The 22,961-nt window shown below is 47.3% G+C and carries 19 protein-coding genes; 5 read left to right on the top strand and 14 right to left on the bottom strand.

The features are described 5' to 3' along the window. Positions 1–264: 264 nt before the first annotated feature. The gene (locus MESINF_RS05805) at positions 265–1,098 is read right to left on the bottom strand and encodes a permease (RefSeq protein ID WP_197712713.1); all 834 of its coding nucleotides are present in this window, start codon (positions 1,096–1,098) and stop codon (positions 265–267) included. A gap of 103 nt (positions 1,099–1,201) precedes the next feature. Further along, positions 1,202–1,630 carry a MarR family winged helix-turn-helix transcriptional regulator gene (locus tag MESINF_RS05800; RefSeq protein ID WP_169698945.1) on the bottom strand — a complete coding sequence of 143 codons (429 nt, stop codon included), beginning with the start codon at positions 1,628–1,630 and terminating at the stop codon, positions 1,202–1,204. Positions 1,631–2,159: 529 nt separating this feature from the next. Between MESINF_RS05800 and MESINF_RS05795 the strand changes: the two genes are divergently transcribed. Beyond that, a complete protein-coding gene (locus tag MESINF_RS05795) occupies positions 2,160–3,101 on the top strand; it encodes a right-handed parallel beta-helix repeat-containing protein (RefSeq protein WP_169698944.1) in 942 nt (313 codons plus the stop codon). A 146-nt stretch (positions 3,102–3,247) separates the two neighbouring features. Here MESINF_RS05795 and MESINF_RS05790 read toward each other — a convergent pair whose 3' ends face one another. From MESINF_RS05790 to MESINF_RS05775, 4 genes are read right to left on the bottom strand one after another with little or no spacing between them, the layout of a single operon-like run. Next, complete coding sequence (locus MESINF_RS05790; RefSeq protein ID WP_169698943.1) at positions 3,248–4,156, bottom strand: carbohydrate kinase family protein; 909 nt, start codon at positions 4,154–4,156, stop codon at positions 3,248–3,250. 17 nt (positions 4,157–4,173) lie between these two features. Then, the gene (locus MESINF_RS05785; RefSeq protein WP_169698942.1) at positions 4,174–4,749 is read right to left on the bottom strand and encodes a 2-oxoacid:acceptor oxidoreductase family protein; all 576 of its coding nucleotides are present in this window, start codon (positions 4,747–4,749) and stop codon (positions 4,174–4,176) included. A gap of 9 nt (positions 4,750–4,758) precedes the next feature. Next, positions 4,759–6,621, bottom strand: coding sequence for a thiamine pyrophosphate-dependent enzyme (locus MESINF_RS05780; RefSeq protein WP_169698941.1), 1,863 nt, complete (start codon positions 6,619–6,621; stop codon positions 4,759–4,761). A 43-nt stretch (positions 6,622–6,664) separates the two neighbouring features. After that, complete coding sequence (locus MESINF_RS05775; protein ID WP_169698940.1) at positions 6,665–7,063, bottom strand: OsmC family protein; 399 nt, start codon at positions 7,061–7,063, stop codon at positions 6,665–6,667. A 155-nt stretch (positions 7,064–7,218) separates the two neighbouring features. On the opposite strand from MESINF_RS05775, the gene MESINF_RS05770 reads away from it, so the two are divergent. The 3 genes from MESINF_RS05770 to ltrA all read left to right on the top strand — a co-directional run bounded on the left by MESINF_RS05770 (position 7,219) and on the right by ltrA (position 10,609). Then, on the top strand, positions 7,219–8,193 hold the full coding sequence (locus MESINF_RS05770; RefSeq protein ID WP_169698939.1) for a tocopherol cyclase family protein: 975 nt from the start codon (positions 7,219–7,221) through the stop codon (positions 8,191–8,193). Positions 8,194–9,006: 813 nt separating this feature from the next. Further along, positions 9,007–9,144 carry a hypothetical protein gene (locus MESINF_RS05765; RefSeq protein ID WP_169698557.1) on the top strand — a complete coding sequence of 46 codons (138 nt, stop codon included), beginning with the start codon at positions 9,007–9,009 and terminating at the stop codon, positions 9,142–9,144. A gap of 196 nt (positions 9,145–9,340) precedes the next feature. Further along, complete coding sequence (gene ltrA / locus MESINF_RS05760) at positions 9,341–10,609, top strand: group II intron reverse transcriptase/maturase (protein WP_169700841.1); 1,269 nt, start codon at positions 9,341–9,343, stop codon at positions 10,607–10,609. A 389-nt stretch (positions 10,610–10,998) separates the two neighbouring features. Here ltrA and MESINF_RS05755 read toward each other — a convergent pair whose 3' ends face one another. From MESINF_RS05755 to MESINF_RS05730, 6 genes are read right to left on the bottom strand one after another with little or no spacing between them, the layout of a single operon-like run. Continuing rightward, complete coding sequence (locus MESINF_RS05755; RefSeq protein ID WP_231936885.1) at positions 10,999–11,280, bottom strand: hypothetical protein; 282 nt, start codon at positions 11,278–11,280, stop codon at positions 10,999–11,001. A gap of 52 nt (positions 11,281–11,332) precedes the next feature. After that, positions 11,333–13,204: a beta-galactosidase gene (locus MESINF_RS05750; RefSeq protein ID WP_169698938.1), complete on the bottom strand. Its 1,872-nt coding sequence runs from the start codon at positions 13,202–13,204 to the stop codon at positions 11,333–11,335. After that, on the bottom strand, positions 13,201–14,019 hold the full coding sequence (locus tag MESINF_RS05745; protein WP_169698937.1) for a carbohydrate ABC transporter permease: 819 nt from the start codon (positions 14,017–14,019) through the stop codon (positions 13,201–13,203). The genes MESINF_RS05750 and MESINF_RS05745 overlap by 4 nt, the downstream gene beginning before the upstream one ends. After that, complete coding sequence (locus MESINF_RS05740; RefSeq protein WP_169698936.1) at positions 14,016–14,888, bottom strand: carbohydrate ABC transporter permease; 873 nt, start codon at positions 14,886–14,888, stop codon at positions 14,016–14,018. The genes MESINF_RS05745 and MESINF_RS05740 overlap by 4 nt, the downstream gene beginning before the upstream one ends. A 58-nt stretch (positions 14,889–14,946) precedes the next feature. Then, positions 14,947–16,164, bottom strand: a complete 1,218-nt coding sequence (locus tag MESINF_RS05735; RefSeq protein ID WP_169698935.1) for an ABC transporter substrate-binding protein — start codon at positions 16,162–16,164, stop codon at positions 14,947–14,949. Then, complete coding sequence (locus MESINF_RS05730; protein ID WP_169698934.1) at positions 16,161–17,132, bottom strand: LacI family DNA-binding transcriptional regulator; 972 nt, start codon at positions 17,130–17,132, stop codon at positions 16,161–16,163. Before MESINF_RS05730 ends, MESINF_RS05735 begins: the two co-directional genes overlap by 4 nt. Positions 17,133–18,565: 1,433 nt before the next feature. On the opposite strand from MESINF_RS05730, the gene MESINF_RS05725 reads away from it, so the two are divergent. Then, positions 18,566–22,249, top strand: a complete 3,684-nt coding sequence (locus MESINF_RS05725) for a leucine-rich repeat domain-containing protein (protein ID WP_169698933.1) — start codon at positions 18,566–18,568, stop codon at positions 22,247–22,249. A gap of 158 nt (positions 22,250–22,407) precedes the next feature. Here the strand turns inward: MESINF_RS05725 and MESINF_RS13665 are convergent, their stop codons facing one another. Then, entirely contained in the window at positions 22,408–22,788 is a 381-nt protein-coding gene (locus MESINF_RS13665) for a hypothetical protein (RefSeq protein WP_231936884.1), read from the bottom strand. Next, positions 22,766–22,903: a hypothetical protein gene (locus MESINF_RS05715; protein WP_169698557.1), complete on the bottom strand. Its 138-nt coding sequence runs from the start codon at positions 22,901–22,903 to the stop codon at positions 22,766–22,768. The genes MESINF_RS13665 and MESINF_RS05715 overlap by 23 nt, the downstream gene beginning before the upstream one ends. Between the last annotated feature and the right edge of the window lie 58 nt (positions 22,904–22,961).

The following is a 22,961-nucleotide window of genomic DNA, read 5'->3' as shown; positions in this document are numbered from 1 at the left end:
TCATAAAAAAGGGTTTGCCGAATGGCATTCGGCAAACCCCGACTATTATTTTTCCGGCTCTCCGCTTTTTTCGCAGCAATTCGACTCTGCAGAGGAGTCCTCCGGTCGCGTTCCGTTCTTCTCGGGTATCTCCTCAAGTTGAAAGTCACAACAGCACGACTTGCCCTTGCTCTTTTTCATTTTCGCAAAAGCGCTAATTATTCGTTTCCCGTCTCCTTCTTTCATTTCAAGCACCTCCTATTCAGTATCGAATCTGAACTGTATCTATAGCAAAATATCGAACATATAGCCGCCAGCCACGGCGGTCGCGAAGATAACCCCAATAAATATCACGACAAACTTTTTCTTGAAAATACTCGCAAGCATGCTCATCTCTGGTATCGCCATTCCCGCACCACCGATGATCAAAGCCATCGACGCTCCGACACTCATACCTTTTTGCATCAGTGATACTGCGATTGGAATGGCGGTCTCCGCGCGAATATAAAGAGGTATGCCGATCACTGCCGCCACCGGGACGGCAAAAGGATTGGCGGGCCCGGCGTACATAAACACAAAACCTTCAGGTATGTATTCATAAACTATCGCCCCGATAGCCACACCAATTAGGAGATAAATCAAGATCGCCCTGAAATCTTCCCAGGCTTTAATAAAAGAAAGCTTAACTTTGGTTCCGAAATTTCCTGTGATTTCATCAGATCTATTTCCCTTTCCTTTTATTCGGACATTCTTCACGTATCTTGATGCCCCGGTCTTCTCAAGGATTATTCCAAACGCGATGGCAGCCGTGAATACTATGGAGAAGTACACCAGAGCAGTCTTAAGCCCCGCGAGGCTTCCAAGCATAGTGAGTATGATCGGATTCAAAAGGGGAGATGCTATCAAGAACGACATTACCGCACCAAAAGGGACCCCCGCTTCAAGCAATCCGAGAGTCACGGGGATGGTTGAACACACACAGAAGGGAGTTAAAGCGCCAAAAATCGCTCCTATTAAGTAACTCAACAATCCCTTCTTGGACATCCAGGTTCTTATCCGCTCTTTGGGAAGGTACATCAGCAGCAACGCCACAAGCGTGCTGACGCCGAGGAACAGCAAAGATAACTCTGCTAGAATTGTGAAAAAGTATTTAAAAGTATTCGCCAAACTATTCAAGTATATCTGCCTTCTTCCGTGATAGTCTGTGGTCCAATTAGACGAATTATTCTCTTTTGGTGATGTTTGCTAGAAGTTGCAGTATCCTTCCCAGAAGTTCTATCTGCTCTTGATCGAGCTCTTTCAGCACTTTCTCAAGATATTCGCCATATTTCCCGGCGATTGTATTCAGAGCGTTTCTTCCTTCACTCGACAAAGTGATGCAGCAAACCCTCCCATCTTTGCTGGATCGCTCGCGCTTGATGTATTTCTTCGCCTGCAAACGGTTTACCAGTCGTGTCGCTCCGCTCTTTGTAAAATTTAAGGCTTTTCCCACCTCCTGGATCGACAGGTATTCACTCTCATTAATCTTTTTCAACGCCATGAATTCTACAAACGTCAGACCTCCACAGCACTCTCCGTTGAATTCATGGTCTCCGAAGCGCCAGGCTATTTCCTGAATCAAATCACGTATTTCATCTATTCGCTTTTCCATTCATAATTGCCCCTTTTAGTATAGTTGATTCTGTCAACCAATATTATATCGCTAAATGGTTGATAATGTCAACCAAAATAATTTCAAACATAGAATTTATTCTCTCTATTGGTTCGCGCCTCATTGAATGAAGCTTTTCGGTCCAGTTGTTAGCCGCACGGTATTTTTTGCACTTAGACCCTCCTTTCCGTTTATATCAACAACCGGTATAGGCCTGTTATTCTCGAATATGTGGCCTTAGAACTGGCTGGAATCACATGGGCTGTGGAAGAGTACGCTCGAATCCTTCACAGGTCTCTGCCATCTTCGGTGCCAGAGATCTTGTGTCGATCCTCAGGTGATGAAAAGACTATTAGCTTGTTGACCAGACCAAGAGATAGTACACCGTGAGTTCCTTTTTCTCGGCATCTTATGGTAACATCTCTTTAGATCTCTCCTCTAGTTTTAGTTCAACGGCGCCATCATTGAATACTTTGACTCGCTCCTTTTCGAGACACCATAATTAATTCTTATGCAAGGAGTTGGGAGCATGATGAGCAAATCATTGAGAAGGATATTTTTATCGATTTTTTTATGCACGTTTTCTCTGCTTATAGCGGCCGGAAAAGTTCTGACTGTTGGACCGTCGGTTGGGCAGTACGAGAAGATTCAGCTCGCAATAGATGCCGCTAGTGAGGGTGACACAGTAAAAATACTTCCGGGTATATACAACGAGAACATAACGATAAACAAAAACATCACTCTAGAAGGAACTTCAAGAGATGAAGTGTTTATAAAGGCCGCGTCTATCGAAAGCCCGACTGTCTTCTTTAAAGGGGTTTCCAATTTTTCACTGGCAAATATCTCTGTGGAGACGGAAGGACTTGCGGTAAATGTTTCCAGATCCACCGGTAAAATAGTTAACTCACTTATCGCCGGAGGAAGATTCGGGGTATCTTTCAGCGGTAACGGAATGACACTGAGTATAGTCGATTCATACATCACTTCTCTGGCTGGAATGGGGAACGATGAGCACCTTAGCACCCATCTGGCGGGAATATACTCCTACGGCGAAACAAACCTTGAAGTGGAAAGGACGACCTTTGAGAGAACAGGCACAGGTGTTAGTCTCTCGAACGGGGTAAAATTCACGATAAAAAACAGCGCTTTCAATAAGAACACCATAGGAGCCGCGATAAATGGCACAGCTACCGGATCACTGATCGGCAACACGATTACGGGGAACATGGAAAATGGGGTGCTGTTGAATAATGCTTCGTTGGTAACATTAATAAACAACGTTTTCTATAACAACTCGGGACATGGTCTAGATTTGTATCTGGTCGAGTGTATGGAATGTGGTTGTGGAGGAACTGAATTCAATGGTACAGTAGTTGGCTCAGGCAATCTTTTTGATTCGCCGGAAGAAATCTGCCCCATCTATTATTGGAAAGAAGACTTCTTCATTATAAAACCCGGTTTGGGTGACTAGAAAAAGACTAAGAAGACGCCCTCCTACAGGTGAGTTAGGACCAGCGGCCTGCCGGACAGGAGAATTCATCTCTTGTCGAGGCTTGTAAGGAAGAAAAATTGTAGCAAGAAGAGTTTTTTTGACCTATCTCAGGCCGGTCCCGACAGTCACTCTAATTTACGCTTTTCGATATAATATCTGTCCAGCAGTTCGCGTGTTATGAGGTCGCTCGAGGTCGCCTTTCTGGAGCAGCAGTACCTGGCGGCTATCTGGCCGCGGAGGATAGACTCTTCGAGCGAGAAGCCCTGTAAAAAGTGGCTGGAAAGGAAGCCGACCGCCAGACTGTCTCCGGCGCCGTTGGTATCTATCACGGGCTCTTCAAGCTCCACGGCCCGGTAATAGCTTATCCCCGTTTTTGTCCCGAGCGCGCAACCCCTCTTCCCCATCCCGCAGATCACTATCCTGTCGCTCCTGATCTCCATGAACCTCTCGATCAGAGGCGCCGGATCGGGGAAATTCACGGCCGAAAAGAAGAGGACATCGGCGGCCTTTATATAGTCCTGTCTGTACGGATCGTCGGCCGAGACTACGTCCTGTATATCGACGGAGACGAGCGTGTTCTCTTTCTTGAACAGCGGCAACAAATACCTCGTCCAGTTGACTATGTTTATATGTACCAGCCTTGTGCCGGCCAGGTACTCTCCGATGGCGAGCAGGTCGGGCCTGAGTTGCATCGAGCCCTTACCGTCGTAGAAGTTTTTACGGCGGCCGTCCCCGTACATTATATTGACACTTCGCTTTGTACCTTCCGGATCGATTCCAAAGTAAGTGTCTATGCCGTCCTTCTCGAGACTTTCGCGTATGTATCTTCCCGAGTAATCGTCGCCCACATAACCGACGAAGGCCACATTGTAGCCGAGTTTTTTGAAACCCCTGCAGGAGTAACCGCCCGCCTGGCCTATATAGTCGAGGTTCTGGCTGAAATTGGCTTCCACCGAGAAATCGACTTCGTCGGTGTAGAGATAGACGTTGGTGTCTATGCCTATGGCTCCTATCACTGCTACATCGAAGGCCACCGGTCAACCTCCGTCACTCATCCGGAGACTTCCTCGAAGGCCTTGAGGTTGACTTCCAGTGCCCGGCCACTCAGGAGGTCGGACAAAGCCGCTATGTAGTGTTCCTTCTCCACGCCCGGTATTAGTTTCGCCTTCGAGAGTTCGGCCATTACTATCACGTTCTGCATCCTCGAGTCTGCAAGGTCCTCCTTGAAGACTCTCAGCACCTTCGCCTTTTTTCTGGCGGCCTCCGCCTCTATATCTTCGTTCCTGACCTGGGCCGCTCTGCGCAGTCTCACATCCAGGGGCTGCCATACGGCATCGTAATAGACCAGCGTTCCGCCGTCTTTGAGGTAATCGAGCGTTCCCCTGAGGGCTTCGTGCCTTTCCAGAGCCACCACAAGATCGGCGCTGTATCTGGTTATAAGCACGGAATGGGCGCCTGTGCCTATTCTAAGGTGAGAAGAGACCATGCCACCCCTCTGGGCGAGACCGTGCGTATCGGCGCCTATCACTCGCTGCCCCGAATAATCGACGGCCCGGGCGAGCGTCTCGCTGAGAAGACCGATCCCCTGACCTCCGACACCTGCCAGATATATATCGAATTTGTTCATCTCTTCACCTCACTCCACCGGCTCTATAGCCTGCGATGGACATGTCTGGACACAGGAACGGTCTCCGATGCACAGATCTTCCTGCACCCACACTTTGCCGCCGTCGGCTATCTGGTAACTGGGACAGGCGAACCGGCCGACGCAGACGTACTTGAGGTTGCACTTCTCACCAACCTTGACCGGTCGGGGCAGTTTCTTTCCCTTTTTGCGCATCTCCCTGGTGAACTTCAACATGCAGGGGTGCTTGGCGATGATTACCTTGAAGCCCTCCTCTTCGAGCGCCGCTTCGACGTACTCCTTCAAGCCGGCCTGGTTGTAAGTGTCTATCTCGCGGATGTTGTTTACGCCGAGACCCTCCAGCACCTGCCTGACGGGTATCTTTCGCGATACATCATTGAAGTTGCGGCCCACGGCCGGATGGTCCTGGTGACCGGTCATCGCCGTGGTTCCGTTTTCCATGATTATAAGGGTGAGGTTGTGTTTGTTGAAAACGGCGTTCACTATTCCGGGCAGGCCCGCGTGGAAGAAGGTGGAATCGCCCAGGAAGGCGACCACCCTTCGGGAATCGTTGAACATCGAAAGACCGGCAGCCGTACCGGTGGAATGGCCCATGCAAAGCAAAACCTGTCCTACCCTGTACGGTTCGAGATAACCCAGCGTGTGGCAGCCTATATCGGCCACCGTTATGTCTGTATCTTTCAAGGCCAGCTTAATCGCATGAAAGGCCGAACGGTGTCCGCAGCCGGGACACATCTGGGCCGGTCGCGCGTTTAGCTTTACAGGGCTGTCCGGCTCATTCACGGGCTTGAAGGTGTCCGGCCAGCACTTTGAAAGCACCTCCCTCACTTTATCGGGCGTGTACTCCCCTATCCAGTCTTCGAGATCTCCTTTACCCAGTATCCTTGTTGAGAGCCCGTTGTCGTAAGCGAAGGCCTTTATCTCCCTCTCGAGAAGATCGTCGAGCTCTTCGAGGATCTTCACTTCTTTGTGAGCCTTCAGAAACTGTAAGATCCTGTTTTTCGGCAGCGGATGAACTATGCCCAGCTTCAGGACGTCTGGTTTGTCTTCAACCTCTTCCAGCACGTCCATGAGGGAAAGGTACGGCGCCCCGGCCGTTATCACGCCTCTTTCGCTTGAATTGTCCTCAAGAATGTTGACTGGAAGCTCTTCAACCAGGTCCTTAAGCGCCCAGAACTTGTGGAGGGCTCGCCTCTTCATTTTCAGGGCATCGGCCGCTATCGGTATGTAGGGGCCGTTTTCCATGCTGAAGAGCGGTTTGTTGCCGTGCTCGTGAGCGGGCATCGGCCCGAAGTCAACCTTCTCTTTCGCGTGGCAGACGTGGGTCGAAAGCCTCACGATGACGGGCATTCTCAATTTCTTGGAAAGCTCGGCGGCCTGTTTGAACATCACGTAGACTTCCGAAGGTGTGGCCGGTTCGAAGACAGGGGTGTAAGAAAGATGCGCGTAATGCCTGTTGTCCTGTTCGTTCTGCGAGGAGTTGGCTCCGGGATCGTCACCAAGAACGATCACCATGCCCCCTATCAGTTCCATCATGGACAGTTGCACGAAGGTATCGGCGGCGACGTTAAGCCCGACGCTCTTGAAAAAAACGCACGACAGATGCCCGTTGATAGAAGCGCCAAAGGCCACCTCGGTAGCCACCTTCTCGTTCACCGAAAATTCGAAATACATCGGATTTCTCTCTCTTGGAATAGAGGCTATCGCGCTTGCTATCTCGGGAGTGGGCGAACCGGGATATGAAGTGGCAACCCTCACCCCCGCCTCGAGCATCGCCCTGACGATGGCCGTATTGCCTATCACTATCTCGGAGCCGCCCCCTGTTGAGAGAAGCATCTCACCCATACTTTTCATTGTAATCCCGCCTTTTCCACTTTTTGGCCTGTCCGATCGCCTTTCACTCGAAGATCACTTCCCAGTCCATCTGAGAAACTTTCGATAATGTCTGGTAAACAGAACAGTATTTGGTAGCCAGTTCGAAGGACTTTTCCACCCCGGCCCTGCTGTTTGATGCCACGTTTCTCACTCTGGCGGTGACTTTGCAATATTTCAGGGTCGTGGGTACTTCATCGCGCTTTTCGCCCGAGACGTCGATCTCGGCGCCTGAAAATTCTATCTTCTTCTTGGCCATGATATCGAGAAAAGTCGAGTAGAGACAGGAGGAAAGGGCCATGGTGAGAAGATCATACGGGGCGGCACCTCCCGATCCAATCGGCACCGTATGCCCGTTGTCGCACTTTCCCGTGCCTTTGAACGTGTTTTCGAATTCCACTCTAGAATGAACTTTACTACCCATTTTCTCCTCCTTCTCCATCTGTCGTGTCTTCTCGCAATGTATTATCGTTATAAATATTAGCATTTCGATACACTGTCAGTCCAGACAACTGTACCCAACGCCTCTTCTTTGCACATGAGTTATGTAAAATAATTATATCGTGGAGGGGGAATAATATGAGCTTGAGACCGGTCTTCAATCCATCACTTTATCACGGCGAGTCGAAAAAGGGGAATTTCTTCGAGGGCTGGTATTTCAAGCTCATTGATCGAGAGAGAAAGAGATCGTGCGCCGTGATACCGGGAGTATCACTTGCCGGGAAGGCGGAAAAGCCCCACGCCTTCATTCAGTTTCTCTTCGGGAAAGAGATGAGGTCGGACAACTTCATTTACGATTTCGACCGATTCCGCTACGACAAGAAGCGTTTCGACCTACACCTTGGAGGGAGCCGCTTCTCCTCGGAGAGCATCTCGCTGGACCTGGCGAGTCCAGAAAACCGCATACGCGGGGAAGTAAGGTTTCTCGAATCCTTCAAATGGCCCTCGAGTCTTCTTTCCCCGGGCATCATGGGACCTTTCACATTCGTGCCCTTCATGGAGTGCTACCACGGAGTCGTGAGTATGGACCACCTTCTCGAAGGCCAGCTTGAGGTTAACGGTCAAAGATGGGACTTCACCGGTGGCAGGGGTTATATCGAAAAGGACTGGGGAAGATCCTTCCCGCAAGCCTGGATATGGATGCAAAGCAACAGCTTCAGCGAACCGGGCGTTTCGTTCATGCTTTCGGTGGCGAGAATTCCCTGGCTTGGAAGGAGCTTCACCGGCTTTCTGTGCGGTCTGCTGCGCGATGGCGAACTTCTTCGCTTTACAACCTATAAAATGGCCAGAATTCGCACTGTCGAAGTCTCCAGCGACGCGGTGCGCGTAGAGATCGCCATGTCGCGCTTCCTCCTGAAGGTTTTCGCGCGTAGAACCGGAGGGGCGTCCCTCCTGTCGCCGGTTCGCGGCAGCATGAGAGGGAGAATCAACGAGACTCTGACATCGGAGATCTCTATCGAGCTGTACGAAAACGGCCGACCTGTTTTTAAAGACACAGGAAGCGACGCCGGTCTCGAAGTAGTGGGCGAGTTGAAGGCCCGGGGGAGGAATTAAAACCTAGAACCAGAGAGGTGGACGCGCCACTTCTTCACGTACCCACGAAATCTCCCGCACTGTTGTCCCGCGCGCCGCACCGTCATCGCGTAACGCCCCGATCCCGTCATCACTTTGTGTTTCTATACTGTCATCCCGGGCTCCGACCCCGGATGACGGCCTTACTCTCTTCCCGTCATTCTGAGCTTGACTCAGAATCACGATTTTCCTCCTTCCCGTCATTCTGAGCCTGACTCAGAATCACGGTTTTCTAAGGAGTGGATCCCTGGTCGGGGTCCGGGATGACAACCCCTCCCGTCATGCCGGACCTGATCCGGCATCTCCGGTCCTTAGAGAGAGCGGAACCAGAGGTGAGAGGGTAGAGGTGTGAGGCGAGAAGAGCGGGATTTTGATTTTCTTACCTCTGACCTCTCCCCCTCTTACCTCTTTTTAGAGACGAACGAGAAGAGCGAGATCCCGTATAGGATCATTACGGGATGACATTAGTGGGGTATTACGGGATAACAGTCTTACTCCCTCCCCGTCATTCTGAGCTTGACTCAGAATCACGTGCGCCCGGCATGGTACACAACTATAGGGTGAAAGACCCGAATGTGGGGAGTCAAAGAAGCATTAGCCAGAGGCAAGGGTGTCACTGGTAACGGTGAATCTGAAGGAAGCCCGAGGCAAAGTCCGGAACTGAACGAAAGTGAACCAGAGATGGCCGTTACAGAGGGTAACCCTGCGAGATAAGGGAAAGCCCTGACTCCAGCTGTAAAGGTTCGGATGGCAGGATTCGGATGAAAGTGGTGTATCTTACCCGGGGAAGTCCTCATGAGTCCGAAAGGGGTAACCGTTAGCAAGGAGGAGATCCAAGTTAAGGGAAAGCTCAGGAGGATGGCAGATGAACCCGTAGTAGTGAAGAACCTCTCCGAAAGGAGAAGGGACCTTGGCTATAAGCCAAGGGGGTGATGATGAGGTCGAAAGGCTCCATCACTTGCGAAGGGGAGAAGGATCGAAGAAATGTGATCGGAAGACAGTGAAGAGACTTAGGTCAGACAGTTAAAGACAAGGTACATATTCCCGGGAGGGTAGAGAAGCCAGTCATTAATTGTCGCAACAATATCTGAGGCTGGAGCTGTTGGAAGGGAGCATGCAGGAGAAAGAGATGAAGTATTACAGTCTAATCGACAAAGTCTATTCGAAGAAGAACCTATTGAAAGCCTATCACAGGGTAAACTCCAACAGAGGAGCTCCTGGGATAGACGGAGTAACCGTAAAATCATTCGGGGAGAAACTCCTCGAAGAAATCGAGAGATTATCCGAAGAAATCAAGAGCGGTGAGTACATGCCCATGCCACTCAGGAGAGTAGAAATCCCAAAAGCAGATGGTAAAACAAGGCAATTGGGAATACCTGCTGTGAGAGACAGGGTGGTACAACAATCTCTCAAGGAGATACTGGAACCTATATTCGAGGAAAGATTCCATCCCTCCAGTTACGGTTACAGAAAGGGAAGAAATGCCTGGCAGGCGGTGGAGAAGGCGAAAGCTTTTGCATCCAAATACGGTCTGTGCAATGTAGTGGAACTTGACCTGAGCAAATGTTTCGACACTCTGGATCATGAGAAGATAATAGACTCCGTAGCAGAGAGAGTGAGTGATGGAAAGATACTCAAACTCATACGCGCAATGCTGAAGAGCGGAGTAATGGAAGATGGAGTCTGGAAGGCAACAGAAACTGGCAGTCCACAGGGTAGTGTAATAAGTCCCCTGCTGGCGAACATCTACCTGGACGAGTTCGACCAGAAGATGAAAGCCAGAGGAATAAGGATAGTCAGATATGCAGACGACATATTAATCTTCTCGAAAACCCAGGAAGAAGCCCGAGAGTTTCTGGCAATCGCGATCAACATACTGGAGATTGACATGAAGCTCAAGGTCAACAGAAACAAGACGAGAATCACAACACTGGAGGAGGGCTTTCACTTTCTTGGCTTCGAAATAAAAGGCGAGAGAGTTGGGATAGAGAAATCCAGATTGAAAAGGTTCAAGGGAAAGGTCAAGGGACTTACAAGAAGGAACCAGAGCACACCGGTAAAGGAAATAGTGAAAGAGCTAAATCCACTGTTGAGAGGATTTGCCAGCTATTTCAGGATAGTAGACTTACAATCTACCTTGAGAGGGCTTTTGAGCTGGATAAGGAGAAGGCTTAGAGCCATCATACTACACCAGTGGAAGAGCACAAAGAAACTGAACAGAGTCCTTAGAAGGGCTGGATGGGAAGAGAAAGTCAATTTGAGAATGAACAAATGGCGCTCTTCTCACACAAAAGCAGTCAATTACGCCATTCCCAACAGGTTCTTTGAAGAGATGAACTTATTCGATATGACATCGTACTATCATCCCCTGTCGAAGTATCCGATACTCGATCCATGAGCCGTGTACGAGGCCCGTACGCACGGTTCTGTGAGAGGACGAGGGGCTCCGCCCCTCTCCTACTCGATGGTTTTCTAAGGAGTCCCGGATCGGGGTACGGGATGATAGCGCCCTCACGTCATCCTGACGTGCTCCAAGTCAGGATCCCGTTCTTCGCGAAAAACGGGGACAGACGTCGGGATCCCGTCAGTCCCCATTTTCGCGGCCTTTACTCCCCTTCCCGTCATGCCGGACATGATCCGGCATCCTGGTCTTTCCTCTGTCTTGAACCCGTGCACGAAGCGTCGGAACGAGGAACCGCTCTTTCACTTTCTCCAAGGACGGGTCCACGCTTCTGGACGAATGGCTTCTACTATGTCAACAGAAATAAAAAAGGCAGACAGAAAGGATCAAGCAGTAGATCGGCAGGTAGCTACTGAAGATACTTTCAGCGAGCGCTTAGGTTTCTGTTTTCTCTCCTTTCTAGAAGGAGTATAATCAGAAGGAGGATTCCTCTTGAGGAATTTCTCTTCTGAGTAGGGAGTCAAATCCCTAAGCATGGCGAAGGCGATTTTGAGGATGGTGTTCGCCAATGCACGGAGGGCATTAGCAGAGCTCTTGCCCTCGCTCTTTTTATTGTCGTAGTATCTTTTCATCCATTTAGAGCTATTTGTTGCAGCAAGACTAGCCATATGAAGAGTCCCTCTGAGATAGTGATTGCAGTTTTTCCTCATCTCTGTTCTTTCATATACGCTGAGGAAGAACCACTTTTACTTCGTATTCTCTAAGGTTATGAACTACTCCATCGATCAGAATTCTGATGTTGTACGGAAAAGGATTTAGTAGAACCATATTAGATTCAGTTCTTAAGACTCTGGCAGATCCATTGGCCATTCTCTTGATTCCCGCTAGCTCAAATAGCTCTTTGAAGAGTTCTATGTCTCCTACTGTACTTAAGTAATAGCATCTACCTTTCTTTACAATAGCCGGTTTTCCCTTGAAGGGACCTTCTAGATAAACGGCCATTTCTTCGCAACCATCAGTCAACTCGAGAGCTTCGATTACAAAGCCTCCGATGTATTCGTCTTTCCCAAAGGAAATCCTAACCGGGTTTTTAATACCCGCTGCATCAATGATTCTAATTCCCGTTAATCTTTTAAAACTGTCGTTATCCTGAAGACGGACGTTATTATTTTCGTCTTTCTGTGAGGTCATTGCTGTGATAAATATCTTTCCTTCGAACTCCTGAAGAGCTTCGAGAAATTCTGGATCAAGTTTAAAAGCCGATGGAATACATACAAAGGAGTAACCGGATGGCGAATCTCCGGGAAAGAGGAAATCGACATTGTATCCGAAGCTTCTGATAGTCTTATAAAGTGGAAGAATACCGTCCTGTAAGAGATTGAAGTTTCCATTGAGATTATCGGTCTCACCTATCCAGAAATTCTCATAATCAATGTAAATCGCGGCCTCTTTCTTTAGTCTATCGATTTTCCAGTTTCTCAGTTCCTTAACTGTCTCTGCAAAAGCTTTTGCCCTTTCGGTTGTTGAGCCATCATAATTGAGTAGACCGCTATGGAACTGCTCTGCACCAAACGGTAGTTGCCTGAATCTAAAAACAAGAGAGCCAAAAGCCCCATGAGCCATTGATTGCTTAATCCAGAAAGCCATCTGCTCTGGAGGATAGGCCTCGTTCACAACTCTCCAGTTGACCCTTCCAGGCTGCTGCTCCATTACAAGAAAGGACGACTTTTTCAACGATCTCATGAGGTCGTGATTCAATGCCTGAAGATCGGGATCGTAATCTGTCATTACGTAATTATCCCAAGAAACGAAATCCACCTTCTCGGCCATCTTTTTGTAGTCTATTTCGGTGAAATTAACCATGAAATTATGCGTTAATGGCGCTCGAGATCCTTTCTTTATTATATCTCTCTGCAAGATATGATACTCTAGCACCGAATCAGACGAGAAGCGCCTGTAATCAAGCATGAGAGAGGGATTAGGAGAAGACAGACTTCTTCTTGGGGGATCGATCTCATCCCAATCCCGATATACCTGGCTCCAGAATACAGTTCCCCAACGTTGATTAAGTCTATCCAGAGTGCCATACCTTTTTTTTAACCATTCTCTAAAAGCTATCGCACAGTTTTCACAATAACAGACTGTCGAGTTATGGCAACCATATTCATTATCTGCCTGCCAGGCGATCACCCTGGGATCTCTTCCATAGTGTTCTACATAGGCTTTCACAATTCTGATCGTCTCTTCCCGGTAGACTTGAGAGTTGAAACAATAGTGTCTCCTGCTTCCAGCATTGATGGTAAGTCCGTCTCTATCAACCTGAAGTATTTCGGGATAACGTTTGACCAGCCACGGGGGGGGAGTGCATGTAGGAGTTCCCATGATCACTCTTATTCCTTCTGAGTAGATAACCTCAATGGCTTCATCTAGAAGAGAGAAATCAATATCTCCCGGACTTTTCTCTACTACACTCCACGAGAATTCGCCAATTCGTACAACATTTATGCCAAGATAAGCCATCATCCTGGCATCTTCTTTCCACCTCTCTCGAGGCCAATGTTCTGGGTAATATGCCGCTCCAAACCAATTCAACCTTTAACACTCCCAACTGTAAGTCCTTCTATAAAATACCTCTGGAATAGCAGAAAGACCACTAGAGGCACTACCGCTGCAATTATAGACCCCGCTGCCATTACATTCCAGCTGCTTATCCACTGTCCTTGAAGATTAACCAGACCTAGGGTGACCGGTTTGAACTTGTCGCTCTGAATGAGAATAAGAGACCATAGATAATCGTTCCATATCCACGTGAACTCGAGGATTCCGAGCGCAGCCATAGCAGGAATCACAAGCGGAAGGACGATTCTGCGATAGATCATGAAGTGGTTAGCACCGTCTATCATTGCAGCATCAAAAATACTTGCAGGTATTGTCTTCATGAAGTTGCGCAAGAAAAAAGTGCAAAAACCCAGTTGAAATGCCATGTGGAATAGTATCACACCAAGATATCTATCATAAATGCCCATCGAAATAGATAGTCTATATACCGGAATAAGCAACATCTGAAAGGGAATCAGCATTCCTCCAACAAATACCATCAACACCACTTTCGAGAACCTGAAATCGTACCATGCCAGAGCAAAGGCTCCCAAGCTCGAAAGGAAGAGCGCGCCGAGAACCGAAGGGACAGTAATGATAAAGGTATTAATAAAGTATCTACCCATGTTTGCATCGTCCCAGGCTGTTGAGTAATTCTCCAGTCTAATCTCTTTAGGAGGAAACCACCACTTTTTTTCGAGCATCAGCTCATCCATGCTCTTCAGGGAAGTGAAAGCGGAAATTACGAAAGGCATAAGCCAGATGAGAACGAGAATTGTAGCAAAAAGATAGAACAGTGTCTTCTTCATTCTCGCTCCGCCTCCCTCTTAAGAACATTTCTCATATAGAAGATTATGAATCCAAGAGTTATAAGAAATTGAATAGTAGCTATTGAAGAACCGTAGCCCATTCGATAGTTATTGAAGGCCTTTATATACATATAATTTGCCATCACGGATGAAGAATAGAACGGTCCTCCCCTTGTAAGAACATACACGATATCGAAAGCCCTGAGAGAGTCGATAATACTCACGGTTACGGCAACCACGGTTGCGGGTCTTAGCATTGGAAGAACTACGTTCCAGAAACGCCTCCATGAACCCGCGCCGTCTACTGTGGCTGCTTCCACTAGTTCATGCGGAACACCCTTTAATCCGGCAAGATAAAGAACCATCGCATAGGAAATTTGCCTCCAGGAGGCAGCCATGATAAGGGAGTAAGTAACGATAGATGGATCACTAAGCCAGCTAATTCCTTTAATTCCAAAAAGGGCCAGAAAACTGTTTAGAGCTCCGCTGCGCGGCTCAAATATCCATGACCATATCTGTCCTATAACAACAAAAGAGAGAGTCATCGGAAGATAAACTAGAGTCTTGTAAACTTTGTTTCCCTTAAACTTCTGATCTAGAAGCAAAGCAACTCCCAGGCCGGCTGGAACACATATGAGAGCAAATCCTATTAGCCATTTGAAGTTGTTTATTAACGAAGTGATGAAATAAGGATCGTTGAAGAGCTCTTTGAAATTTTCCAGCCCAACAAACCTCATTGTTCTGGAAACTCCATCCCAATTGGTGAAACTTAAAAAGAGCGTTCTACCTACTGGGTAGATGACCCATATAGAATACATTGCCAACGGTAACGCAAGAAAGGCCCAGGGAACCCACTTCTTACCTTTCATCTCAACCTCCACAAAATATAGGGTGGGCGAGAAAACGCCCACCCTACACTAGAGAAAATTACTTATAGATCCTGTTTCGCTCGGCTTCCAGGTTTTTCAGGATGGTCTCGATTCTGTTCGGGAAGGTCATGAACTCAACAAAGCCGTTCATTCCGGCATTTGCCATCTCGGGATCGGTGTCTCGATCGTAGAACTGCATAACTCCGTCTGAAGCGAGTATCATATCCAGACCCTTCTGGGCGTGAGCATCCGGAGCCGGAACATGCTTGTTTGCAGCGAGCCTTCCAAGTTCAGACGCGAAATATGCTTGAGCCTCGGTGGAGGCTATGAACTTCAGGAAGGTCTTGCCTGCCTCTTTGTTCTTTGCGTTCGCCGGCATCATAAAGCCATCGATAGGTGTATCTTCGTAAAGGCCAATATTACCGTCGATAACGGGGAATCTGAAGAAGTCCAGGTCTTCCTTTACGCTCTCGGGTGCCACATCCTTGATAAACTGGCCCATAAGATACATGGCCGCTTCTCCCGTAAATAGGAAGTTTGCTGCTTCCTGCCATGTATATGACGTAGCGTTGTCAAGAAAATACTTCTTGTCTACTAGCTGTCTCCAATAAGCGAATACATTCTTCATTCCCTCATCGTTATAGGGTATCTCTCCGTTTGTAAGCTTTAGAGCATATTCTATTCCGTTGACTCTCATATTCAGATAGTCGAATACACCGGCCGCTGTCCAGAGGTACTTCGTTCCGATGGTTATCGGGATAATTCCGTTTGATTTAAGAGTCTCGCAAACGTCAAGGAACTGCTTCCAGGTAACAGGTACACTTATTCCCAGCTTCTCGAATATTGACTTTCGATAGTAAACACCCCACCAGTACCATGACTGTGGTACAAAGTATATCTTGTCGCCATAGCTGGAAGCACTAACAAAAGCCTTTGGAAAATCTGCTTCAAAACCGTTTTCAAAAATATCTCCTATTGGTTCCAGTAGATCCCTGCTTGCGAAATAGCGCATCCTCTCGCCTGCGAACCATGTTACTACATCGGGAGGATTCGAAGCCGTTAACCACGTCCTTAGAAGCACCTTGAAGTCTTCGTGTGAGAAAGTGTTCACCGTCACTTCGTAATCGGGATAGAGCTCTTTGAACTGATCTACCAGCTCAGCAAATACTCTCTTCGGTTCTGGATCGGACATATAAGAGTTAATCACGAGTTTCTGTGCTCCCATAGCAACCAACGCCATAGAAACAAGCAGTATTACCATAAAAACCCTTTTCACTTGCCGTCACCTCCTATTTGAGCGCTTTTGCGCATTATCAACTCCGGAACATACTTGATTTTTTCCCATTTACCACTCAATATCATTTTGAAGGCATCTTCGACCATCCGTCTGATTGGAATTCTAATTGTGGAAAGACCTGCAATCTCCGCCATATAGACATCGTCATACCCGATGACCTTTACATCTTTGCCGATTTCGATATTCCTTTCCATAAGAGCTTTGATAACGCCCATAGCCATCATATCGTTATAACAAAAAAAGGCCTCCGGAAGTTCCTTCAATGATCTAACTGCTTCGCATGAAATCTTCCAGTCAACTTCCATGCAGGTAATTCTATCTTCGGGAACATGACCAAAACCCTTTATAAATCCGTCTATCCTTCCGCGTGTGGTTAGCTTTCGCGGATTACCCATGTATATCAGCACACTTTTTATTCCGCACTCTCTAAGGTATCTGCCTGCTTGAGAAGCACCCTGCTCTTCATCAATCGAAACCTCCGGGATTCTCGGATCGTCAAAGTGAACTCCAAATGAAATAAGTCCAACTCCGGAATCTATGACTTCAAGAAGATGTTGTGATTCGTACCCCTCTGGAGCAATAACTATTGAATCAACTCTAATGTCCATCAATGACTTTATTGCCTTCTTTTCTTGAGCAAGCTTGCGACTTGTATCTGTTACCACTATTGCCATTCGATTTAACTCTGCCAAATCCTCCATGTCTCCGACAACTTGCGCATAGAAGGGATTTCTAATATCTGAGACAATCAAACCGATTCTACCGGTCTTGCCACCACGAAGACTTCGAGCATCCTGATGAGGCTCATACTGAAGCTCTTCTATCGCTTTTAGAACCCTAGCTTTCGTCTCGGGACTGACTGGTTCTTTGTCGTTAATTACCCTTGAGACTGTCATCATTGATGTACCGGCTTTCAAAGCAACTTCACGCAGCGTGGCCCTTTTCAATTAAAAAACCTCCAGAAATATCTGTTAACGTTAACAGTTAACGTTAACATTATACATTCTTAGTAGCTAACGGGTAAACCTGACAGACGTTTGTCATTCCCGAATAAGTGCAAAGAGAGGTGTTTACGTTAAGAAATCTAGCTTATACTCAATCTTAGGGGATGTTCGATTCTATTTCGAGCCTATGAAAATGGGACATCAGGATCCCGTCAGTCCTCACTTTCGCTCTCGCCTTCTCTTGAGCGAAACGAACTCTCGACGCTCTTTCTCTCCACTCTCCGCACTCCAAGTTCTCTGTTAAAGACTCGGGAAGAGGAGAGAGGAAGAGAGAGAGGAGAGAACGAAAAGAGCCGTCATTGGTCCTTCGTCCAGGAGCGTGGACCCGTCCTTGGGAAGAGCGGTTCCGGCGCGTTGCGCCCAAGTTCCTCGTTCCGACGCTGCGCGTCCAGGTTCTTGGTAAAAGACTCGAGAGGAAGAGAGAGGAGAGAAAACCCGTCCTTTCCTCCCTCACGTCATGCCGGACCCGATCCGGCATCTCCGCTCCTTCGAAAGAGCAAAAGAGCGAGATCCCGTATAGGATCATTACGGGATGACCCTGAATAGGAACCCTGAATAGGATCATTTCAGGGCAGGCTCCACGGGCACACCACGGGATAACAGTCTTACTCCCTTCCCGTCATTCTGAGCTTGACTCAGAATCACGGTTTTCTAAGGAGTGGATCCCGGGTCGGAGCCCGGGATGACGGGATGGGGTCACTAAAGAGCGAGATCCCGTATAGGAACATTACGGGATGACACGAGGGGGAGCGTTTCAGGGCAGGCTCTCCCCTCATGTCATTCTGGCATGTTCCTAGCCAGATCACGTTCTTCCTCCTTCCTGTCATGCCGCGAAAAACGGGGACAGACGTCAGGAGAATCGTCAGTCCCCATTTTCGCGGCCTTTACTCCCCTCCCGTCATGCCGGACCTGATCCGGCATCCTGGGCTTTCATCTGTCTTGAACCCGTGCACGAAGCGTCGGAACGAGGAACCCCTCTTCCCGCTCTTTCCAAGGGCGGTTTCTGATGCTGTTCATGGAGACAGTTCTTTTGTTAAATCAAGGTTCATAAATTGAGTCTAGCTTCAAGCAATTTCCACTCTTTCAGATTTGCCGACTATGATATGAGAAGCCAGATTTCGAAAGGGCAGAAAATCATCGATCTGGATTTCAGTATTCCTGTGTTTCGACGGAAAGATTTACATAACGATTAGTGGTGATAGTGCAATCGATTGGAATATTTCTCCATTATTTGGGAGTATACTTATTGCAGTTATTACCTTGGAGTATCACTAAACATACAAAATATTGCATGTTTGATACAGATAAATATCTAGAGACACTGTGGTTAGTAATACATCTCATTTTCTTTCCTTAGAAAGAGGAGGGACCAGGGTATGAGAAGACTGTTTCTGTGTATGCTGTTGGTATTATTGGTATTAATTTCAGGATGCTTCAAACGTGACCTTCCCGAAAGTGAGTTTCAAGTTTCAAGCGACTCCAATATACTCTTATATGTAGATGTTCTTGAAGTATCTGCCATAACAAATAAAGGTATGGTAGTTCTGGACAATTTTGAAATATCAACAATCGAACTCACTGATGGCCTGAATAACTTCCTAAAGCAGATATGGGCATCAGTCGGAGATACCCTCTATAAAGTAAAGCTTATTACGGGTGACGCTACATGTAGTATCGACTATGTTGAATATCCCTGCACTGTCTCAGGAAACAACATCAACGTGATGATCGATCCGTTCCAGATGGAGGACTTAACAAACGTCTTCTATGAGTTCGATATAAAGCTAATGAAGCGAGGCGGAAGAAATCCTTTTTTCATGCTCAATCCGGTTATACGAGTAACAGGCTATTTCATCAATAATCCACCGCTGATACCGGATAGTCCTATTCCTTACGATGGTGCCACCGACACACCTCTACGACCTACGCTCTACTGGAACTGCCAGGACCCTGATGGTGGAGAACTCTCGTATGACGTGTATTTGAGTGAACCAAATGATAGCTCTGTTTTCATCAAACTGACAGCGGACCACAAAACGAATAATTTCGAGCTAGAAACGGACCTTCAGAATACCAGTACATATTACTGGAAAGTAGTAGCCAAGGATAGTTTTGGAGCGTCTACAGAAGGGCCCTTATGGAGCTTCACGACATCTGAAATCGTGGTCCCAGAAGGGAGTTTTCTTCTGAAGTTCTCAATCGGCCAGCCTTCACAAGCAGGTTTTGCTTTGCAGGAAGATTCAGAGCTTTCTCTTGTATACACAAACATCGATTTGGAGGATTGTTACGGTCGCTTAGTTCTGAGCGAAGGCGTTAATACTGTCCAGCTTGACAAAGGCGGAACGTATGTCTTTGGGGTGACTGAAAGATCAGGAGGAGTGATTAATGTTCTTGGACTCATTGGTGATGCCGAACTTGGCCTTCACACTCTTCCGGTTTCATATGCAGCAAACGACATAATAGACCTGGGTCATCTTATTCAAAATGGAGATCTTTTCACTTCTGAGCTCATCACTGGGCAGGACCTGTGCAATCTCCTTGGGCATTCATACGAGACCTTAGCGGCTTTCGGCATGTTTGACATAACGCTTAAGAAATTCCTGAACCCGGATATTAACAAGAACGGGTTGTATGACAGGGAAGAAGACCCTGAAACGAATTGGACGTTTGCAATTGTCACGGATTCAAAATGGTTCGATCCTGGGGACATTGATTTCGATGACATAGAAGACCCAATTAAGATTCCAATTGACGAGTTTACTCGTTTTGTGATTAGATACGCGATTGGATTAAGGAATGCTTCTTGTTTACCAACCATGGTTGAGACCTCAGTTCCTGGACGATTAACGCTTCCAAACGGGTTGGGGCAGATAGAAGTACCTGGTGGAGAACGTGAAGAGGGCTTCCACTGGGAGCCTTTCCACTGGGAGACAGGTTGGGGAGAAGTCTGGTTCCAGTTGGAAGAAGTGGGAGAGATGATTCCTCCCTTCAACGGGGATTACGTCCTAGAACTAGGAAATGATTATGAAAGTGTCTACTATTTCGACAATCTTGACTTCCTGACTCCAGACGATTACCTTGAAGGTTTCATATTTGCAGTGTCAAAATCATCTGCTTACCCTAACGGACAGTTAAAGTCAATCTCGTGGAGATGGTACAGAATGCAGGGAGATGGGAGCTACGTGCTTGCGACTCCGTATGAAGCAGCCATGACCAGCAGACGGCTCTATTTCTTCATGCACGGAAAAGAACCCGATGGATCCGAAAACACTGGCATTCAAGGTGTGGTGACACCTGAGGATTTTGGTTATGATTCAAGTGTTGGTGCAACAATACCCTTGACACAATATGATTCTTGGCTATATGTGAACGATTCTGGCAGATACAATCACTACCAATGCAGTCAGGAAGATAGGGCAAACAACACATACAATTTCATATTCAGAGCAGACATTATCGGTGAACCGAGAGATCCTTTCCCTTGCGACGGATGTACTGGTGTTTCGCTCACTCCGACTTTGAGCTGGGAGACCTTCACAGATGGAGAGACGCTGATTTACACAGTACAAATCAGCACCTCAAGGGATGATTTTGACAGTTTCATCGTCTTTGAGACTACGACGAACGCTACGTCTGTCGCAGTTCCTCAGGAACACATTCTGAATCTACATCCGGTTTACTATTGGAGGGTCTTTCCCTCGATGGAAGACCCTTTGCATCCCGGAGAAACTATTACCTATGCATTCGAAAGTCCTATATGGTCTTTTTACCCTGAATATCCAGGAAACTATCCTCCGCTTACACCATTCGATCCTGACCCTACTGACGGTGCCACAGGTATCTCGCTTAATTCAACGCTTCGCTGGAGATGCTTTGATTACGATGGAGATATTCTTTCTTTTGAAGTGTATTTGAGTGATCCGAACGATATCGACTCTCTTGCCTTTATTCATGAGAATTATAACTACGATGCCCTAAGCATCTCAGAATACGTTCAGCTAAAGACTGAAAGCAAGTATTACTGGAAAATCGTGGCTAAAGACGGAAGAGATGGCGTTGCAGAGAGTCCTGTGTGGAGTTTCACAACTCTCACATCCGGAGAGGAAGTCTTCTTCCCAGATCAAGCCTTGAAGCAAGTAGTCTGCGAATACATTGGAAAGGATCCAGGAGAAACCATCTACGCAAATGAAGTGCTGGGAATTGAAGGGCTTCATGCCGAACAGAGGAATATTTCGAATTTGTCCGGTATAGAACATCTGAGCAATCTGAGATTTCTATACATAAACGAGAACGACATATCGGATATCTCTCCGCTCGCAAGTCTCACAAAACTTGAGTACCTGAACATAGAGACAAACAACATCTCTGACATCTCAATACTCACCCAGCTGCCAAACCTGCAGGGCCTCAGCACCGGAAGAAATCCCATCGCGAATCTCTCGGTAGTGAACCAAATCCCAAACCTCAACAGTCTTGCATTAGTGGGGCTCGGTCTAGAAAATAGCGATATACTATTCCTTGGAGAGAACACGAAAATTCAAACTATATGGCTGAATCAGAACAACATCACCGACCTAACCACACTCGCAAGTATGGTTTACCTTAATAGTCTAGACTTCTCGAATAATCTGGTAGCCGACTTGAGTCCATTACAGAACCTCAGCTACCTGACAGGCATATGGGGTTACAGCAATCAGATCACCAACATTGAGCCTTTGCAGTATCTGACAAACCTGAGCGCACTCTTCATGGGTGGAAACCAGATAACTGATTTGAGCCCACTAGCATCTCTCAATCAAATCACTCATCTCGAATGCTCAAGTAATCAAATTGCCGATATCTCGCCTCTTGCAACTCTTCAAAACCTGCAGTGGATGAGTGTAAGCAATAATGATATTCAGGACATACTACCTCTAGTGAATAACACTGGCATAGATTCAGGAGACTATGTGGATATCTCATTCAACTTCCTGGATCTCACACCCGACGGAACAGACATGACAAACATCACATTACTTCTCGAGAGAGGAGTTAACCTGGCTTACGAGCCTCAGAAATGAAAGGAGGAATTCAAGGCCTACAAGGTCACTTAGTTATTTACAAAGAGATGAGAGACTGAAACTTCTATACAGATTCACTTAATCGTTATCAAAAACTATACGAGAGGGCTTTTTCAAAGGAGCGATCGAGTAGGAGAGGGGCGGAGCCCCTCGTCCTTTCACAGAACCGTGCGTACGGGCCTCGTACACGGCTCAGGATCGAGTATCGGATACTTCGACAGGGGATGATAGTACGATGTCATATCGAATAAGTTCATCTCTTCAAAGAACCTGTTGGGAATGGCGTAATTGACTGCTTTTGTGTGAGAAGAGCGCCATTTGTTCATTCTCAGATTGACTTTCTCTTCCCATCCAGCCCTTCTGAGGACTCTGTTCAGTTTCTTTGTGCTTGTCAACATCAACAGTAAAATAAGAAAAACGCCGGTAGAAAATGTGAAAAAGCATCGGGAGGAATTGTGGACTGTCAGTTTCTGTTGCCTTCCCCTTCGCAAGTGATGGAGCCTTTCGACCTCCTCATCACCCCCTTGGCTTATAGCCAAGGTCCCTTCTCCTTTCGGAGAGGTTCTTCACTACTACGGGTTCATCTGCCATCCTCCTGAGCTTTCCCTTAACTTGGATCTCCTCCTTGCTAACGGTTACCCCTTTCGGACTCATGAGGACTTCCCCGGGTAAGATACACCACTTTCATCCGAATCCTGCCATCCGAACCTTT

Source organism: Mesotoga infera (assembly GCF_900157305.1).
GTDB lineage: Bacteria > Thermotogota > Thermotogae > Petrotogales > Kosmotogaceae > Mesotoga > Mesotoga infera.
This window is presented reverse-complemented; position numbering and strand designations above follow the sequence as displayed.

Excerpts from the sequence above, each read along its gene's own strand:
- MESINF_RS05800 (WP_169698945.1), bottom strand. The coding sequence starts at position 1,630 with ATGGAAAAGCGAATAGATGAAATACGTGATTTGATTCAGGAAATAGCC.
- MESINF_RS05795 (WP_169698944.1), top strand. The coding sequence starts at position 2,160 with ATGATGAGCAAATCATTGAGAAGGATATTTTTATCGATTTTTTTATGC.
- MESINF_RS05785 (WP_169698942.1), bottom strand. The coding sequence starts at position 4,749 with ATGAACAAATTCGATATATATCTGGCAGGTGTCGGAGGTCAGGGGATC.
- MESINF_RS05780 (WP_169698941.1), bottom strand. The coding sequence starts at position 6,621 with ATGAAAAGTATGGGTGAGATGCTTCTCTCAACAGGGGGCGGCTCCGAG.
- MESINF_RS05775 (WP_169698940.1), bottom strand. The coding sequence starts at position 7,063 with ATGGGTAGTAAAGTTCATTCTAGAGTGGAATTCGAAAACACGTTCAAA.
- MESINF_RS05770 (WP_169698939.1), top strand. The coding sequence starts at position 7,219 with ATGAGCTTGAGACCGGTCTTCAATCCATCACTTTATCACGGCGAGTCG.
- MESINF_RS05765 (WP_169698557.1), top strand. The coding sequence starts at position 9,007 with ATGAGTCCGAAAGGGGTAACCGTTAGCAAGGAGGAGATCCAAGTTAAG.
- ltrA (WP_169700841.1), top strand. The coding sequence starts at position 9,341 with ATGAAGTATTACAGTCTAATCGACAAAGTCTATTCGAAGAAGAACCTA.
- MESINF_RS05755 (WP_231936885.1), bottom strand. The coding sequence starts at position 11,280 with ATGGCTAGTCTTGCTGCAACAAATAGCTCTAAATGGATGAAAAGATAC.
- MESINF_RS05745 (WP_169698937.1), bottom strand. The coding sequence starts at position 14,019 with ATGAAGAAGACACTGTTCTATCTTTTTGCTACAATTCTCGTTCTCATC.
- MESINF_RS05740 (WP_169698936.1), bottom strand. The coding sequence starts at position 14,888 with ATGAAAGGTAAGAAGTGGGTTCCCTGGGCCTTTCTTGCGTTACCGTTG.
- MESINF_RS05725 (WP_169698933.1), top strand. The coding sequence starts at position 18,566 with ATGAGAAGACTGTTTCTGTGTATGCTGTTGGTATTATTGGTATTAATT.
- MESINF_RS05715 (WP_169698557.1), bottom strand. The coding sequence starts at position 22,903 with ATGAGTCCGAAAGGGGTAACCGTTAGCAAGGAGGAGATCCAAGTTAAG.